Origin of the sequence: Mesorhizobium sp. M0001 (assembly GCF_040324255.1) — a bacterium.
Lineage (GTDB): Bacteria > Pseudomonadota > Alphaproteobacteria > Rhizobiales > Rhizobiaceae > Mesorhizobium.
In genome coordinates, this window is sequence record NZ_JAMYVS010000005.1 from 144,805 (window position 1) to 160,578 (window position 15,774).

21 protein-coding genes are annotated in these 15,774 nt (G+C 62.5%); 6 read left to right on the top strand and 15 right to left on the bottom strand.

The window, feature by feature from the left end:
- Positions 1 to 60: 60 nt before the first annotated feature.
- Complete coding sequence (locus NKK50_RS16240) at positions 61 to 354, bottom strand: helix-turn-helix domain-containing protein (protein ID WP_023682373.1); 294 nt, start codon at positions 352 to 354, stop codon at positions 61 to 63.
- A gap of 296 nt (positions 355 to 650) precedes the next feature.
- Here NKK50_RS16240 and NKK50_RS16245 point away from each other — a divergent pair, with 296 nt between their 5' ends.
- Positions 651 to 1,265: a hypothetical protein gene (locus NKK50_RS16245; protein WP_023669379.1), complete on the top strand. Its 615-nt coding sequence runs from the start codon at positions 651 to 653 to the stop codon at positions 1,263 to 1,265.
- Positions 1,266 to 1,306: 41 nt separating this feature from the next.
- Here NKK50_RS16245 and NKK50_RS16250 read toward each other — a convergent pair whose 3' ends face one another.
- The 3 genes from NKK50_RS16250 to NKK50_RS16260 all read right to left on the bottom strand — a co-directional run bounded on the left by NKK50_RS16250 (position 1,307) and on the right by NKK50_RS16260 (position 2,448).
- Positions 1,307 to 1,636: a hypothetical protein gene (locus NKK50_RS16250; protein ID WP_352543650.1), complete on the bottom strand. Its 330-nt coding sequence runs from the start codon at positions 1,634 to 1,636 to the stop codon at positions 1,307 to 1,309.
- A gap of 231 nt (positions 1,637 to 1,867) precedes the next feature.
- Complete coding sequence (locus NKK50_RS16255; RefSeq protein WP_023669377.1) at positions 1,868 to 2,071, bottom strand: hypothetical protein; 204 nt, start codon at positions 2,069 to 2,071, stop codon at positions 1,868 to 1,870.
- Between the two features lie 188 nt (positions 2,072 to 2,259).
- Positions 2,260 to 2,448 (bottom strand): hypothetical protein, encoded by a 189-nt coding sequence (locus NKK50_RS16260; protein WP_155921569.1) that lies wholly within the window; start codon positions 2,446 to 2,448, stop codon positions 2,260 to 2,262.
- A 36-nt stretch (positions 2,449 to 2,484) separates the two neighbouring features.
- Between NKK50_RS16260 and NKK50_RS16265 the strand changes: the two genes are divergently transcribed.
- Positions 2,485 to 2,754, top strand: coding sequence for a hypothetical protein (locus NKK50_RS16265; RefSeq protein ID WP_023669376.1), 270 nt, complete (start codon positions 2,485 to 2,487; stop codon positions 2,752 to 2,754).
- Between the two features lie 73 nt (positions 2,755 to 2,827).
- Here NKK50_RS16265 and NKK50_RS16270 read toward each other — a convergent pair whose 3' ends face one another.
- From NKK50_RS16270 to NKK50_RS16300, 7 genes are all read right to left on the bottom strand, one after another.
- Positions 2,828 to 3,130, bottom strand: coding sequence for a hypothetical protein (locus tag NKK50_RS16270; RefSeq protein WP_023669375.1), 303 nt, complete (start codon positions 3,128 to 3,130; stop codon positions 2,828 to 2,830).
- Positions 3,131 to 3,215: 85 nt separating this feature from the next.
- The gene (locus tag NKK50_RS16275; protein WP_023669374.1) at positions 3,216 to 3,758 is read right to left on the bottom strand and encodes a MerR family transcriptional regulator; all 543 of its coding nucleotides are present in this window, start codon (positions 3,756 to 3,758) and stop codon (positions 3,216 to 3,218) included.
- Positions 3,759 to 3,892: 134 nt separating this feature from the next.
- Positions 3,893 to 4,216 (bottom strand): integration host factor subunit alpha, encoded by a 324-nt coding sequence (locus tag NKK50_RS16280; protein WP_006201891.1) that lies wholly within the window; start codon positions 4,214 to 4,216, stop codon positions 3,893 to 3,895.
- A 103-nt stretch (positions 4,217 to 4,319) separates the two neighbouring features.
- Positions 4,320 to 5,291: a beta-ketoacyl-ACP synthase III gene (locus tag NKK50_RS16285; RefSeq protein WP_352543651.1), complete on the bottom strand. Its 972-nt coding sequence runs from the start codon at positions 5,289 to 5,291 to the stop codon at positions 4,320 to 4,322.
- A 9-nt stretch (positions 5,292 to 5,300) separates the two neighbouring features.
- Positions 5,301 to 6,371 (bottom strand): phosphate acyltransferase PlsX, encoded by a 1,071-nt coding sequence (gene plsX / locus NKK50_RS16290; protein WP_023700539.1) that lies wholly within the window; start codon positions 6,369 to 6,371, stop codon positions 5,301 to 5,303.
- 147 nt (positions 6,372 to 6,518) lie between these two features.
- On the bottom strand, positions 6,519 to 7,067 hold the full coding sequence (locus NKK50_RS16295) for a YceD family protein (RefSeq protein WP_023669370.1): 549 nt from the start codon (positions 7,065 to 7,067) through the stop codon (positions 6,519 to 6,521).
- 15 nt (positions 7,068 to 7,082) lie between these two features.
- Positions 7,083 to 7,625, bottom strand: a complete 543-nt coding sequence (locus NKK50_RS16300; protein ID WP_023669369.1) for a ubiquinol-cytochrome C chaperone family protein — start codon at positions 7,623 to 7,625, stop codon at positions 7,083 to 7,085.
- Between the two features lie 115 nt (positions 7,626 to 7,740).
- Here NKK50_RS16300 and NKK50_RS16305 point away from each other — a divergent pair, with 115 nt between their 5' ends.
- The gene (locus tag NKK50_RS16305) at positions 7,741 to 8,253 is read left to right on the top strand and encodes an outer membrane protein assembly factor BamE (protein ID WP_502896511.1); all 513 of its coding nucleotides are present in this window, start codon (positions 7,741 to 7,743) and stop codon (positions 8,251 to 8,253) included.
- Positions 8,254 to 8,353: 100 nt separating this feature from the next.
- Here NKK50_RS16305 and NKK50_RS16310 read toward each other — a convergent pair whose 3' ends face one another.
- Positions 8,354 to 9,394, bottom strand: coding sequence for a helix-turn-helix domain-containing protein (locus NKK50_RS16310; RefSeq protein ID WP_352511363.1), 1,041 nt, complete (start codon positions 9,392 to 9,394; stop codon positions 8,354 to 8,356).
- A 209-nt stretch (positions 9,395 to 9,603) separates the two neighbouring features.
- Here NKK50_RS16310 and NKK50_RS16315 point away from each other — a divergent pair, with 209 nt between their 5' ends.
- Positions 9,604 to 10,518 (top strand): LysR substrate-binding domain-containing protein, encoded by a 915-nt coding sequence (locus tag NKK50_RS16315; RefSeq protein WP_023727524.1) that lies wholly within the window; start codon positions 9,604 to 9,606, stop codon positions 10,516 to 10,518.
- Positions 10,519 to 10,576: 58 nt separating this feature from the next.
- Here NKK50_RS16315 and NKK50_RS16320 read toward each other — a convergent pair whose 3' ends face one another.
- Together NKK50_RS16320 and NKK50_RS16325 are read right to left on the bottom strand one after the other, a co-directional pair.
- The gene (locus NKK50_RS16320) at positions 10,577 to 11,134 is read right to left on the bottom strand and encodes a hypothetical protein (RefSeq protein ID WP_352543653.1); all 558 of its coding nucleotides are present in this window, start codon (positions 11,132 to 11,134) and stop codon (positions 10,577 to 10,579) included.
- 75 nt (positions 11,135 to 11,209) lie between these two features.
- Positions 11,210 to 11,671 (bottom strand): anthrone oxygenase family protein, encoded by a 462-nt coding sequence (locus tag NKK50_RS16325; RefSeq protein WP_023727523.1) that lies wholly within the window; start codon positions 11,669 to 11,671, stop codon positions 11,210 to 11,212.
- 301 nt (positions 11,672 to 11,972) lie between these two features.
- On the opposite strand from NKK50_RS16325, the gene NKK50_RS16330 reads away from it, so the two are divergent.
- Together NKK50_RS16330 and NKK50_RS16335 are read left to right on the top strand one after the other, a co-directional pair.
- Positions 11,973 to 12,518 (top strand): dTDP-4-dehydrorhamnose 3,5-epimerase family protein, encoded by a 546-nt coding sequence (locus tag NKK50_RS16330; protein WP_245259899.1) that lies wholly within the window; start codon positions 11,973 to 11,975, stop codon positions 12,516 to 12,518.
- Position 12,519: 1 nt separating this feature from the next.
- The gene (locus NKK50_RS16335; protein ID WP_352498379.1) at positions 12,520 to 13,518 is read left to right on the top strand and encodes a glycosyltransferase family 2 protein; all 999 of its coding nucleotides are present in this window, start codon (positions 12,520 to 12,522) and stop codon (positions 13,516 to 13,518) included.
- Between the two features lie 77 nt (positions 13,519 to 13,595).
- Here the strand turns inward: NKK50_RS16335 and NKK50_RS16340 are convergent, their stop codons facing one another.
- Positions 13,596 to 15,737: a sodium-translocating pyrophosphatase gene (locus tag NKK50_RS16340; protein ID WP_023689501.1), complete on the bottom strand. Its 2,142-nt coding sequence runs from the start codon at positions 15,735 to 15,737 to the stop codon at positions 13,596 to 13,598.
- Positions 15,738 to 15,774 lie beyond the last annotated feature (37 nt).

Genomic DNA, 15,774 nt, shown 5'->3' on the forward strand with positions numbered 1-15,774 from the left:
ATGCAACAAGCCCGCCAGGGCAAACCATGGCGGGCTTGTTGAACGACGCTTGGCCGTTGTTTATGAAACGGACCGGTTTTCCACAGGCGCCGTGGGCGCCGGGGCATCGATCAGGGCCGTTTCCGGCAATTGCAATGCTGCGGCGATCCGGCGAAGTTTCGTCGGATCGGTGTCCTTGCCGCTCTCTATGTCGGCAATCTCGCTGGTCGACAGACCGCAGGTCAGGGAAAGCTCTTCAATACTGTATCCCTTTGTCTCCCGGATGGCTTTGAGGCCGGGGTGCTCGAGCGCAACGTCGGCCGCAACATCGGCCGCCAGCCTGGAGAAGGGTTCGTGTTTTGCAGTTTGGGGCATTGGCAACTCCATGGGGCTAAAGAGTTTTGGATCAAATGATAGGGTGTTGCCTGAGAGCCGGGACAATGCCCGCTTGACGGCGATTTGCCAAGGCCCAAACCGACCGTCACAGCATCGTGAACCGGCGTCAAAACCGCAGGCGCCAGGGCACATATAGGATCTCCGCCCCGATCTCCCAATCAAGTTCTTTTGAAGGGCCGCACGCCGAAGTGTTCAGCGGTTTTGCGCCGCTCGCGCGTTAGCCTGATGTTGCTGGCAGCCGCATCGGGCCAGCTTTTCCCAAGAGGATCAGATCCATGACATTCAAGACATCAGCCATCGTGCTCGCCACGATTTCAGGCCTCGCTGGCGCGAGCATGGTCGCGGCGCAAGCCGCCGAGGCCGTGCGCATTCGCGGCACGGTGACCGCCTTTGCCGGAGCGACGCTGACGGTGAAGACCCGCGAAGGCGCTACCGACGCCATCGCGCTGGCTGAAGGGTGGAAGATTTCCGGCGTCGCCAAGGCGGATGCCGGGGATATCAAGCAAGGCGATTTCCTCGGCATTGCCTCTGTTTCGAAGGCCGATGGCGGCAGCGGCGCGCTCGAGGTGGTGATCTTCCCGGCCGCGCTGAAGGGCGCCGGCGAAGGCGACCGCCCGTGGGATCTCGAGCCCAACAGCCGGATGACCAACGGCACGGTCGCCGATGTCACCGAGATTGCAGGTCGCACGGTGACGCTGACCTACGACAATGGCCAGAAAAAGCAGATCGCGATCCCGCAGACGACGCCGGTGGTGACCTTCGCGCCGGCGACGCCCGCCGACCTCAAGCCTGGCGCTGTGGTGTTCGTCAACGCCGAGCGCGGCAGCGACGGCAAGCTGACCGCGGGCCGGGTCGTTGTCGGCACCAACGGCGTCATTCCGCCGATGTAAGTTGCCGACGAAGCCGCCAGACACAATCCAGAAACAAAATTCTACAGTCCGGAAAAACTGTCGAAAAGTTCGAAGGCGATAGTCATGACTGCGGGGTTCACCGGCACCGATCTTGCTCGGTGACGGCCAAATTCAGCCCGCGCAGAAAAGGAAACGAAGTCATGAAGAAGTCCCTCCTGTCGGCTCTCGGGCTGGCTTTTGCCCTGGCTGTCTCTCTGCCCCTCATCGGCGCCAGCAGCGCCGACGCAGCACCGCTGCACAAGAAGCATCACCACCATCATCATCATCACAACAAGCATCACCGCCATCACCATCACCACCACCACCACCACCACCACCACAAGAAGGTGGAGGCCAAGAAGGCCTGACACGGCCGACTTGCCCAACGGGAAGGCTGGCCCTGGAGTCCTCGCCAAGGCCGCCTTCCCGTTGGTTTTTGCCAGGCGACACGTGGAAAAGCTGAAGGCAGGATTCGATGGCGCCGATGCGCCAGAACGCGAGCAACCACAGCGCACCCCAACGAACGTATCAGGCGCAAGGCCGACAACACAGCGGTTGCCAGTTGCAGGACACCACGGGTCTCTCAATGCTGTCGGAACCCGCTAGGACGGCGCCGCGAACGCGAGCACTATTGCGATCAAAATCAAAAGCGGTCCCATCCATTTGAAATGCTTCGCGACCTGCAGCCACCATGGCTGCTGACCTTTCTGGGCCTGAAAAGGACTTTGGAGCAGCCCAAAACCAACGCCTGTCATCCACAGCCCAGCGCAGAACATGATGAACTCGTCGATGTAATTTGCGACCACGCCCGTCTCCTCCGCCGGTACCTTTGGACTGGCGTTATAGTCGCAGCCGGGAGTGGCAGAAAGCGCGGTGCCAAGTGGCGGCAATGACTGCTGCCGCTACCTGACAAGAGCCGGGCGCGGACTAGGTCTTGGCCGGCCATTTGGGCACGCCACGGTGTGACCTTCGCATGGGATGCCGCGCCGCTACCTCAGCGGCCTTCACGCGAAAATGCATGATCGATGCCGGCCCCGCCAAGCGCCGTCCGTTGGCGAAGGCTAAAAATCGACGTCGCGAAAAAACGCGAAGAAAATTCGAACCACGCATGAACCTTTGCTTTGGAGGCCGCACTAACCGGCATGGACGCCGAGAAGGCGATCCCAACACAGAAGGACGCCATGGTGGCGATCCTCGATCCAGAGAAGGAAATGCTCAAATGACCAACTTCAAGCGCATCACGCTCGCCGCGGCCCTCATCGTCTCGGCCTTCGGTTCGGCTTCCGTTCCGACCTCGGCTTTCGCCAACGGCACGCATCCCACGGGCGACGGCGGCGCGGTTTGCAAGGGCTCCGGTCATTGCCTGGTGCTCTCGATCGAGTGCAAAGGCACCTATACCGACGCCACGGACAAGAATGGCACTGTCTATGGCAAGTGCAGCCAGACCGCGCAGGTTTCACCGCAGGCCAAGATCAAGCTCGCCAAGTAATCGGCCGCAGATCAGGGAAATGGCGGTCGTCCGCGGGACGGCCGCCATTTTCTTTTTGTTTTCGTGAATTGTTTTAGCGCCGGCTGAGCAACAAGCTGGCGAGAAGGCCGACCACGACCAACCCAACAGCAGCGGCTGTTGCCGGACGATCGCGCGCCGTCTTTTCGATCGCCCTGCCCTGCTTCCTGATCGCCGGCAGCGCATCGCTGACAAGGTCGGCAAGCTGCCCATAATAGTCCGAAGCGGCATCGCGCCCGTCCTCGTAGTAAGCACCGCCGCGTTTGGCCACGACTTTGCGCAAGGCGGCGAGCTCTTTGGAAAGGGTCGCGACCTGCTTTTCGAGATCGAGATCGGAGAGGGTCGAAAGCGATACCATGATTGTTTTTCCTTCTTTTGAGAGAAAGCCAAACGCATGGCCGCAGAACCGGTTCCGGTCTGCTTGCCCGAGGGCAGCGGAAAGGTTAGCGCACCTGGTCGAGCAGGCGCTTGCACTCCAGGAGGTCAAACAGCGCCTCCTGCAGCAAGGCCCGGTTGTCGCGCGACAGTTTCGATGCGCCGGGCTGGACCGGACCTTCCTCCTCGGTCTTGCCCAGGCCGAAAAAGCGGCGGCTGGGTTTTACCTTGGGCTGACCGACCAGCATCTCGTCATCCATGCCGCGCGGCTGGGCGGCTGGCGTCAGCGGCACCTGATCGGCCTGCCTGCGCTGCGAGATCGCTTCGACGGCAGCCATGTCGCCATTGCCGATGGCGACCAGGAAATGGTTGCCGTTCTCGCGCAGCAGTTTCTGCACGCCCTTGATCGTGTAACCCTGGTCGTAGAGCATGTGGCGGATGCCCTTGATCAGTTCGACATCCTGCGGCCGGTAGTAGCGGCGGCCGCCGCCGCGCTTCATCGGCTTGATCTGGTTGAAACGGGTTTCCCAGAAGCGCAGCACGTGCTGCGGCAGATCGAGATCCTCCGCGACCTCGCTGATGGTGCGGAAAGCGTCGGGGCTCTTGTCCATGGGCGAAATCCTCACGCTGGACGGCGATCCGGCCCAGTCTGCCGAATCGGGTATCATTTCAGCGGTTTATGAAACAATATTCAAGCCCGGCGTCAAAACGGCCCGGCGTTTTCAACCGAAGCCTGCGGCAGAACCTATTTGCCGCCCTTGGCCTTGCTGTTCTGGTGCGAGCGCAGGATACGGCTTTTCAGCACGTTCGACGACTTGAAGGTCATCACCCGGCGCGGCAGGATCGGCACTTCCTCGCCGGTCTTGGGATTGCGGCCGATGCGTTCGTTCTTGGAACGGACGTGGAAGGTGGCGAAGGACGACAGCTTCACCGTCTCGCCGCGTACGATGGCTTCACAGATTTCGTCCAGCACCGCTTCGACGAGTTCTGCCGATTCAGTGCGTGACAAGCCGACCTTACGGTAAACAGCTTCGGCAAGGTCGGCGCGCGTAAGTGTCTTTCCCCCCATGCGACCGTCCCATCAGTTCAAAAACATAAATCGATACAGGTAAAGGCAGAGCCTAAGTAATTGATCCGGCAAGGTCAAGGACCGAAACCGGACCGTTCGGCACTTACCAGCGAACGAGAACCGCGCCCCAGGTGAAGCCGCCGCCCATCGCTTCCAGGAGCACAAGATCACCCTTCTTGATGCGACCGTCGGCGACAGCCACCGAAAGCGCCAGCGGCACGGAAGCAGCCGAGGTGTTACCGTGCAAATCGACGGTGACCACCACCTTTTGCTCTGCAATCCCGAGCTTCTTGGCCGAAGCGTCAATAATGCGTTTATTGGCCTGATGCGGCACGAACCAGTCGAGGTCGTCGGCGGTTATGCCGGCCTGCGAAAACGTCGCCTCGATGACGTCGGTGATCATGCCGACGGCGTGCTTGAACACCTCGCGGCCTTCCATCCTGAGATGGCCGACCGTGCCGGTGGTCGAGGGACCGCCATCGACGAAAAGCTTGTCCTTGTGGGCGCCGTCGGAGCGCAGGCTCATCGCCAGCACGCCACGGTCGGCAATGCCGCCGGTGCCCTCATCCGCTTCCAGCACCAGCGCGCCGGCGCCGTCGCCGAACAAGACGCAGGTCGAGCGGTCGCTCCAGTCGAGGATGCGGGAAAAGGTCTCCGCGCCGATCACCAGCACGCGCTTGGCGAGGCCGCTTCTGATGTAGAGGTCGGCGGTGGTCACCGCATAGACGAAGCCCGAGCACACCGCCTGCAGGTCGAAGGCAAAGCCGTGATGCATGCCGAGCCGGTTCTGTATCTCGACGGCGGTCGCCGGAAAGGTGTTGTTGGGCGTCGAGGTCGCCAGCACGATCAGGTCGATGTCGGCAGGCGTAAGACCAGCATTGTCGAGCGCTGCGCGCGCCGCCGCCTCGCCCAGCGACGCCGTCGTCTCGTCATCGGCGGAGATATGACGCTGGCGGATGCCGGTTCGCTGGGCGATCCACTCGTCCGAGGTCTCGACCATGCCTTCGAAATCGGCATTCTTCATGATGCGGCGGGGCAGCGCAGCACCGGTGCCGCGCACGACTGATCTGATCAAAGCTCTTTCCTATTCCTTTTCGTCGACGGTGGCGTCGGATTTCCTGCTTGCCTGGGCATGCGGGTTGCGCGCATGGAACAGGTCGAGATCGGCCTCGATGCGGTCGATCAGATTGTTGCGCACCATGTCGTAGCCAAGCTCGATGGCCGCCGCGAAACCGTCCGAATCGGCGCCGCCATGGCTCTTTACCACGATGCCGTTCAGACCCAGGAAAACACCGCCATTGGAGCGGCCCGGATCGAGCTTTTCGCGCAGGCGGTCAAAAGCGCCCTTGGCGAAGACATAGCCGATCCTGGCCATCAGCGTGCGGTTCATCGCGGCGCGTAGATAGCCTGAGATCTGGCGCACAGTGCCTTCTGCCGTCTTGAGCGCGATGTTGCCGGCGAAGCCCTCGGTGACGACCACGTCGACCGTGCCCTTGCCGATGTCGTCACCCTCGACGAAGCCGTGATAATTCATCGAGGCCATGTTGGCCTCGCGCAGCATGCGCCCGGCTTCCTTGACCTCTTCCTGTCCCTTGATCTCCTCGACGCCGACATTGAGCAGGCCGACTTTCGGGCGGTCGATGCCGAACACCGAGCGCGCCATGCCGGTGCCGAGAATGGCAAAGTCGATCAGCTGGTGCGCATCGGCGCCGATGGTGGCGCCGACATCCAGCACCACGCTCTCGCCGCGCATCGTGGGCCAGATCGCCGCGATCGCCGGACGGTCGATGGTCGCCATCGTGCGCAGGCAGAATTTCGACATCGCCATCAGCGCGCCGGTATTGCCGGCCGAAATGCAGGCCTGCGCGCTGCCACTCTTGACTGCTTCGACAGCCTTCCACATCGACGACTTCCAGCGGCCGTGGCGCAGCGCCTGGCTCGGCTTGTCATCCATCCTGACCGCGACTTCGCAATGGTGGAACTCGCTGACCTCGGCCAGTTTGGGAAATTTGGCGAGTTCGGGGCGCACCAGTTCCTCGCGCCCATATATGACGAAGCGGATGTCGGGACGCCTGACGGCGACCGTCATGAGTGCCGGGATGACCACGTTTGGCCCGTGATCGCCACCCATGGCATCGATGGAAATCCTGATCACGCGGTCTTTATCTCACTAGCTTGGGCCAGGGCACATGGCCCGCGAAAGAAATACTAAACTCGCGAAATTCGGGGGCTCGCGAAGGTTCGGCGAAAATAGCGGTTTTGGGCTGCCGCACAACCGGCTTTTCTCCGATCGCTTCGTGTTTTAGGATTTTCCAAGCAAGGATCGCAGCTTTTGCTGGAATTCATTCTCGACGGGCTCGTCCGGGCCGGCGGCATCGAGAGAGGCGCCTGCCTTGCGCGGATAGGGATCGATCGCCAGCCCGAAGAACTGTTCGGCGAGCGCGCCGACGTCGATCGTGTCGCCGGAGAATGTTTCCGGGCCGTCTGGCCCGTCGGCGTCGAGCAGGATCTCGCCGCCGCCTTCGAAACCTTGCCGTCCGAGTTTGGATTGTTCGGGCAAGAACAGCGCCTCGACCTCCTCGTCGATATGGGCCGCGACCGGCTCAAGGGTGACGATGCAGGCCTGGGTGATATCAGCCTCGACGCGGCCGCTGACCTTGACGCCATTGCGCTTCCACGGCGCCACCAAAAGCTCAGCACGGTAGTTTTCGACCGAAAGCAGCTCGTGCTCGCGCGCAAGCATTGCGCGCTGCGCGGCGTCGGCGTCGATCACCACCTGCAAACCTTTGTGCGGCAGGCGGCCGACATTGGCCGCGAATGAGACCGGGCTAGGCGTGTCCACATGTTTCATCTTGGTCTCCCCTCCTCACTCCGCTTTCGCGACGGGAAACGCCACGGCACCGGAAACGATCGATTCGGACGGCTGTGCTTCAAGCTGCCTGGCGGCATCGATTACATAGGACGCCAGCGGCAAGGCTTGCGGCCAGGCGCCGGCATCGGGTCTGACATTGCGCGCCAGGGCGGCAGCAAGCGCGTCGCGATCGCTGCGTTCCAGCGCGTCGTCATAGGCGGCGGTACGGCCGTAGAACATTTTGGCCAGCCTCTTCATGCGCTTGGGCACGCCGACATCGCCAACGCCCAGTTCCCGCAGCGAATGCTCCACATCGAGAAAGAACTCGTCGATCAGCACCTGCGCGACCTCATGCGCGACGCCCTCTTCGCCGCGGAGCCGGTGCTGAAACAGGAACATGTGCAGCGACAGCATCTCGAAACGGCCGAGCGGCGTATCCGGCACATTCCAGTGGGAATAAAACACGGTCTGCCGCGCCGCCGCCACGATTTGTGCGTAAAGCGCCTCGGTGATAGCGCGGTTGGCGTTGCGTTCGCGGCCAAAAAGGCGCTGGAACATTGAGGGTGGTCTCCTGGGGACCGATTGTTTGAATGGGCCTTGTTGCATCGGCAAGCAAGCTGGTTTACCGGTTTTGCCGCCCAGCGCAAGTTGCGGTCAGCTAATGGAGTTGTTGTTGCGCGCGCTGAAATTCAATTCGACTTTTCTGCCCGGGGCCACCGCCGCGGTTTCGCTGGTGCTGGTGGCTTCCGCGCTGTCGGGCTGCAATTCGTCCAAGATGTTCGGCGACCTTAACCCTAGCGAGACGCTGACGCAGGGCTATGTTATCGACCAGCAGGCGGTCGATTCGGTGCCGGTGGGCTCCAGCCGCGAACAGGTGCTTCTGGCGCTCGGCACGCCATCGACGAAAGCCACCTTCGACAATGAGGCGTTCTATTACATTTCGCAAACGCGCAAGCGCTATGTCGCTTTCGACAAGCCGCGCCTGGTCGACCAGAAAGTGCTCGCGGTCTATTTTGGCGAGGACGGGCGCGTCACCCAGATTGCCAATTACGGTCTGAAGGACGGCAAGATCTTCGACTTCATCTCGCGCACCACGCCGACCGGCGGCAAGGACCAGAACTTCCTCAGCCAGATCATCAAAGGCGCCAGCAAGCTGGCGCCCCCCATTCCTGGCGGCGGCGCCTAAGAAGCGACCGCCTTCCTTAGATTTTTGCTTCCCCCGAAGCGACACCATCTCAGGCGACCAAAAGCCCGCGGGAGCGATCCTGCGGGCTTTTGTTTTGAGGTCATGCGGCCGCAACACCCGTCGCGCTTTGCCGCGCGTGGCCTGTTCGGCCGCCGGGCTCCAGCGAGGCGCGGTGCACAGCCGCACTCTGCCGCGCTTCCGAAGGCGTCATGCCGAAATGCCGGCGGAAGGCGTGGTTGAAGGTCGAGAGATCGCCGAAGCCGGCGTCGAAGGCGATGGCGCCGATGGTGCGGTGTGCCAGGCGCAGGTCGGATAGCTTGCTGCAAACCAGCGCCAGCCGCCGGCCAAGCACGAACTGCGACAGCGAGGTACCCTCACCCTCGAACAGCTTTCTGATATAGCGCGCGCTGACGCGGTGGCGCCCGGCCAGCGCGTCGGACCCGACATCGCCGGAAGCCAGATTGCTTTCGATATCGGCTTTGATGGCGCGCAGCCGCGCGGCGCGTATGCCGCGGCCTGCGGCGACCTCAGTGGCGTCCTGCGTTGCCCCGACCACGACCGCGACAAGGTCCTGTATGTGCTTGGCGGCAAGCCAGCGCAATTCGGACGCGGCCAGGTTCGGCTCCTGCATCAGCAGACGGACATAGCTGGTCAGCAGCAAGAACTTTTCGCCCACGCATGACATCGGAGTCATCAGGGCGGCATCCGCATTCGCAGCCACGGGCCCGAGCGCTGCCTTGGGGATGGTGATGAAGAGATGATGCGACATCGCCCGCTCGATCACATGCGGATCAGAGGAGGACAGAAGGATTGCCTGGCCGGCCTCGATGCTGGCCTCGCGGCCGAGATGCGAGAAGGTGGCAGCGCCCTCCAGACACATGAAGAAAATGTAGTCATCGGTCCCCTTGGCCATGGCGCTGGAACGGATGGTGCGGAAGGCGGTGGTCCTCGAATCGGCAATGCCGACGCCCGGCAGCCGCAGGATGGTCGCGTCGACGGAGAGCTTTTCCTCCGTGACGTCAAAATCCATGTCGGTCACCATCCGGCGCAACAGGTCGCAATAGACGTTTCTCCATTCGGCTCGGGGCCACATGGCGGTCGAAAAGCGCGCATGCGCAAACTCGGGGGGTCGAATAGTCATGGGGTACTCCCAAGCGATTGTCTTCATTTCACTGTCGTTCGTAGTCGAGGCTCGTTCCATGAACGGCCTCTCATTCCGACGGCGGCAATCGGGGGGCAGTGGATGGCTACAATGATTTGCGCACTTGGACAAAAGACTATTTACGAAGCTATGGATGAGCTTAGTTCATTCATGCTAAGGAACCCATGGGCAGGATAGGGTAACGGCAAATGACAAGACGGCTTCCACAACTGGAATCCATTCGGGCTTTCGAGGTCATTGCCCGGCTGGGCAGCTTCAAGCGCGCCGGCGATGAGCTGAATGTTACGCCAAGCGCGCTCAGCCACCGCATCGCCGATCTCGAAGCCGATCTCGGCGTGCTTCTGTTCACCCGCCATGTCCGCCGCGTCGAACTCACGCTTGAAGGCGAAAGATTGTCCGCAGGCGTGCGACGCGCATTGCTGGAAATCCAGAGCACGATCGCGAGTGTCGCGCGCAACGAGCGCACGAGGCTGAGGGTCACCGCCATTCCTTCGCATGCCGTACGCTGGCTGGCCCCGCGCCTGCACAGGTTTCGCAAAAAGCATCCCGAAACAGAGATCGACATCAATGCGGATCTTGCAGTCGTCGACCTTTCGCAGCGAACAGTCGACATCGCATTGCGCTTCGGCGGCGGACACTATCCGGCCGTCAAGACCGAATGGCTGATGGCAGATGCGATCTTTCCTGTCGTCAGTCCCGACTATCTCGCCGCCAACGGCCCGGTCAGAGACCAGCACGATGTGCTGCGACTGTTTCGCATCCTCGACACGACGGCCGAAAATGACGAGAGCGGCGCCAATTGGCGCCACTGGTTCGAGAGAAACAATCTGCCGCTGGATACGGTTGGCGACGGCATGAATCTGAACGGCACCTTGCTGGCGGTCGAAGCGGCGGCGAGCGGTCTGGGCGTCGCCATCGCGAGGAAGTCGCTGGTCGAGAGCGATTTGCGCACAGGCAGGCTCGTCCGCCTCCTGACAACGGACATACCGACGAACTGGAACCACTACGTCGTCGTCCACCCGTCCATCTCCGCCTGGGAGCCTGCCAGATCATTCATCAACTGGCTGAAGGCGGAAGCCGGCGACAGCGCCGGCGCCGGTTGACCTCGGCGGCCGTTTGGGAACTCTCCTCGGGAGGTCAGCAGAAGGCGCCCCCCGGTGCTCACGGACTCATTGCACCGGCCGGTTGGTCATCCTTGCGGCCCGACTGGTTCGCGGCCTTGGCGGCAAGCGCTGCCGCCATCTGGCTCTCCAGCTCGCGCAGCTTGGCGTCGAGTGTCGCCATGCCGCCCCAGCCGAATGTCGCGCGGTACAGCGGTGCGATCTCGGGCGTCAGGAATTCGACGAGGGTTTCGTCCTCGACCCAGACCTTGAGCACCTTGAACAGGCGCGCATCGATCAGCTCGCCATGCCAGCCCATGCGGGCGGCAATGCCCTGGATGGTTTCGGTCGAATTGGGCGTGCTGAGCAGCACATGCGAGCCGGAGCGCAGGCGCATGTTCGGGTCGAAGCCGATGCCGAGCGGCGCTTGCTGGTCCAGAACCGTGCCGCACGGCAGGATTTCGATCAGCGAGCCGAAATCGTCGCCGAGGCAGACGAACCATGCTCCCTCAGGAAATGGCGGCGACGGCGCACGAACCGCGGTGGCGACAAGCATTTCGGCAAGGACGCTGGCGACGGCCTGCGGATCGCGGGCGTTGAATGAAGCGTGGTGCAGCATGGCAATACTCCTGTTTTCAACGGCGGCGGCCGGCAGAAGTGCCGACCCATGCCGCGGCGTTCCGCGAAAACTGAATCACCGGCTGAGCGTCAGGATGACCGCGGCAAACAGGCAGGCGTATTCGGCCAGTCCAAGCACAAGGCGCAGATTGTGGTTGGCCGCCCAGCTGTCGCGCGTCTGCGCCCAATCATCGGGGATGGTCACCGGCGTCCAGCTCTGCACCTGTTTGTTGAGCGGCACCTGACGGCTGACGGTGAAGCCAATGTCGATCACCACCAGCGCCGCGGCGACGATCGTCAGGATGCGCGGCAGGCCGGCATCGACCGCAAACATCGCCGTCGCCGCGATCAGCACCAGCGTCGTCAGCCTGACGACCGGCATCACCCGGGTAAACGTCCGGTCGCGCATCTGATGCATGGCCATGTACTGGCCGGCGGTAAGATCATCGATGCGAAAATCATGGATTACGCCCGAGACGTAGATGCCGGCAATAATTCCAGCCAGCGCAAGCGAAGCCGTCATCAAAAACATGTCCATGTCTTTTCCCTGCCCGAATGTCGTTTCCCTGGCCAAAATCGCCGCAGAGGCGAGCCCGACACCGCGTCGATCGCAATGTCCTGGCCAATGGCCGGGGTATTAAAGCAGGCGAACGGTCCGGGCTTGGGTAGGATGGAACGATGTTTTGGGCAATGCGGCCCTCCGATTGCGTCGGAAACATCAAGTGCCGTGAGATCGAAGCCTATCAGCAAACCTTGACGCGTACTTGCCAGCGACCGGTCAAATTCGTATCAGACCGTGCTGGCCAATGGCGCATCACGCTGAATTGGGAGGAGCATCCGTGCCGGAAAAAACCCGGACAAAACCGACAGGCTGGATGGCGACCGGAACGGCTGACGGCCAGGTGGTCACGCCTGACTGGATACCCATCGAGCCGGTGGCGATCGATGGCGTGAGGGTCAAGGAGATCAGGCCGGTCGCAACCTCCACCGGCTATCTGACCGAGATCTTTCGCGAGGAGTGGGAGCTCGATTCGGAGCCGGTCGGCCAGGTCTTCCAACGGACCTTGTATGCCGGCGCGGTGACTGGCTGGCATGCACACGCGGTGACCACCGACCGGCTGTTCTGCTGCGTCGGCAGCGTTCGCATTTCGCTGTTTGACGGACGCAAGGCCTCGCCGACCTTCGGCGCCGTCTGGCACAAGATTATCGGCCCGTTGCGCCCGGCGGTCGTCATCATTCCACCCGGAATATGGCACGGTGTTGTTTCGCTCGGAGCGGAGACGGCGGTGCTGCTCAACCTCGTCGACAAGGCCTATGCCTACGATCAGCCCGACCATTGGCGCCTGCCGCCAGACACTGACCACATTCCCTACAGACTGGTGTAGCGTGGAAGCATCGGCGCAGCGCGATCAGGCCGGCGGCGAACCGCTGGTCTCGATCGTGATCGCGACGCACAACCGGCCGGCAGCACTGCGGCAGGCATTGACCAGCGTCATGCGCCAGACGTTGCAAGGCTGGGAAGCCTTGGTCATCGGCGACGATTGCAGGCCGGATACGGCGGCCGTTGTCGCTGAATTTGACGATGCCCGCATCGTCTACATCGATCTTCCTGTCAATTTCGGCGAACAGTCCGGTCCCAACAATATCGGCTTTGCCAGGGCGCGTGGCCGCTTCGTCGCCTTGCTCAACCACGACGATCTGTGGTTTCCCGACCATTTGGCGGCGATGACCGGCTGGATCGACGCCTCGGGCGCCGACGTGGTGCTGGCGCGCGGTGCCGTCATCCAGCCGCCGTCGGCGGCCGGCAATCCTGTCAATTCGATCTTCGGGATCGGCAAGGATGGTTTTTACGACCCCGTCACGACGGAAGGATTTGGCTCGGCACACATGTTTCGCCGCGCTTCGTTCAGCCTGCTCGGACCTTGGCGACCCGCCAGCCAGTGCTTTTGCGAAAGCTCGCAGGACTGGCTGTTTCGGGCATGGCGAAAGGGCGCGGTGATCGCGACGATGCCGCACCTCACGGTGATCAAGTTGCATTCCGGCATACGCAAGGGTTCCTATCTCGGCGACAATGCGCAGGAACAGAAGGATCTTCTGGATGCCATGCAGACGCCAGACGCCTTGCGCGTGAAAATCCTTGGCTGCGCGGGCGAACCCATTCGCCTGGCGGCATCGAGTTATCTCAGGCGCAGGCTGATGGCGGCTCTTGGCATCCATCCCCGCGCCCGCGCCTTCCGCCGCAAGTATAAGCGTGGCGCCTTCCTTGCCAAGCTGCGGCGCCTGCGTGGCCTGGCGCCGATGCCTGAGCGCGAACCTGGCGTGAGCGAATTGCTCGATCGCTACAGCAAGCGCGGCGATGCCGGGACCGAGCCGGATGAGGGTTGACTGCCACCAGCGTAAATCTCAAACAAAAACCCGCGGGATCGCTCCCGCGGGTTTGTTCCTGAAGCAGTGGCGTTGCCTTAGCCGTGCGCGAGCACGGCCAGCAGCAGAAGCGCCACGATGTTGGTGATCTTGATTGCCGGGTTGACCGCCGGGCCGGCGGTGTCCTTGTAGGGATCGCCAACCGTGTCGCCGGTGACCGAAGCCTTGTGCGCTTCGGACCCCTTGAGGTGCTTGACGCCGTCCTTGTCGACAAAACCGTCCTCGAACGACTTCTTGGCATTGTCCCAGGCGCCGCCGCCCGAAGTCATCGAGATGGCGACGAACAGGCCGTTGACGATGACGCCGAGCAACGAGGCGCCGAGCGCCGCAAAGGCGGACGCCTTGGAGCCCGAGATCAGCTGCACGCCGAAATAGACGACGAGCGGCGCCAGCACCGGCAGCAGCGAGGGGATGATCATTTCGCGGATCGCCGCCTTGGTCAGAAGGTCGACGGCGCGGGCATAGTTTGGCTTGGAGGTGCCGGCCATGATGCCCGGATCCTCGCGGAACTGCTTGCGCACTTCCTCGACGATGGCGCCGGCCGCACGGCCGACGGCCGTCATGGCGATGCCGCCGAACAGATACGGGATCAGACCGCCGAAGATCAGGCCGGCTACGACGTAGGGATTGGAGAGGTCGAAGGAGACATCGCCCATGCCCTGGAAGTACGGATATTTGTCGCCATTGGCGGCAAAGAACTTCAAATCGTTCGAATAGGCCGCAAACAGCACCAGCGCGCCGAGGCCGGCCGAACCGATGGCATAGCCCTTGGTCACCGCCTTGGTGGTGTTGCCGACCGCGTCGAGCGCGTCGGTGGAGTGGCGCACTTCCTTGGGCAGGCCGGCCATTTCGGCAATGCCGCCGGCATTGTCGGTGACCGGGCCGAAGGCGTCGAGGGCGACGATCATGCCGGCAAGGCCGAGCATGGTGGTGACCGCGATCGCCGTGCCGAACAGGCCGGCGAGCTGGTAGGTCGAGATGATGCCGCCGACGATGACGATTGCCGGCAGTGCGGTCGATTCGAGCGACACCGCAAGTCCCTGGATGACGTTGGTGCCGTGACCGGTCACCGAGGCCTGGGCGATGGAGTTCACCGGGCGCTTGTTGGTGCCGGTATAGTATTCGGTGATCACCACGATAAGACCGGTCACAACGAGACCGATCAGGCCGCAGATGAACAGGTTCTTGCCGATGATGGTCATGCCGGCGACGGTGCCGACCTCGCCCCAGCCGACGGTTGCCGAGGTAGCGACACCGAGACCGACGATCGACAGCAGGCCGGTGACGATCAGGCCTTTGTAGAGGGCGCCCATGATCGAGCCGTTGGAACCGAGCTTGACGAAGAAGGTGCCGACGATCGAGGTCAGGATACAGGCGCCGCAGATGGCGAGCGGATAGAGCATCGCCGCGCCCAGAGCGGCGGTTCCGCCGAAGAAGATGGCAGCCAGAACCATGGTGGCAACGACGGTCACCGCATAGGTCTCGAAGAGGTCGGCGGCCATGCCGGCGCAATCACCGACATTATCGCCGACATTGTCGGCGATGGTGGCCGGGTTGCGCGGATCGTCTTCGGGAATACCGGCTTCGACCTTGCCCACGAGATCGCCGCCGACGTCGGCGCCCTTGGTGAAGATGCCGCCGCCCAGACGGGCGAAGATCGAGATCAGCGAAGCGCCGAAGCCGAGCGAAACCAGCGCATCGATGACGATGCGGTCATTGGGCTGCAGGCCCATCGGGCCGGTCAGAATATAGTAGTAAATCGACACGCCGAGCAGCGCCAGGCCAGCCACCAGCATACCGGTGATGGCGCCCGACTTGAAGGCGATGTCGAGACCGGCGGCGAGGCTGTTGGACGCAGCCTGCGCGGTGCGCACATTGGCGCGCACCGAGACGTGCATGCCGATGAAACCGGCGGCGCCCGAAAGCACGGCGCCGATCAGGAAGCCGACCGCGGCGGTGATCGAAAGCAGCCACCAGGCGAGCACGAGCACGACCACGCCGACAATGGCGATGGTGGTGTACTGGCGCGCCAGATAGGCTTGCGCGCCTTCGCGGATGGCGGCGGAGATTTCCTGCATGCGTGCGTTGCCCTGATCGGCTGCAAGAACCGATCGTGTCGCCCAGATGGCGTAAAGGATTGAAAGCAAGCCGCAGGCGATGACGGCAGAAATGATGGTCATTGCCGAATTTTCCTCGATTGATGGCCCAAAAGAACCC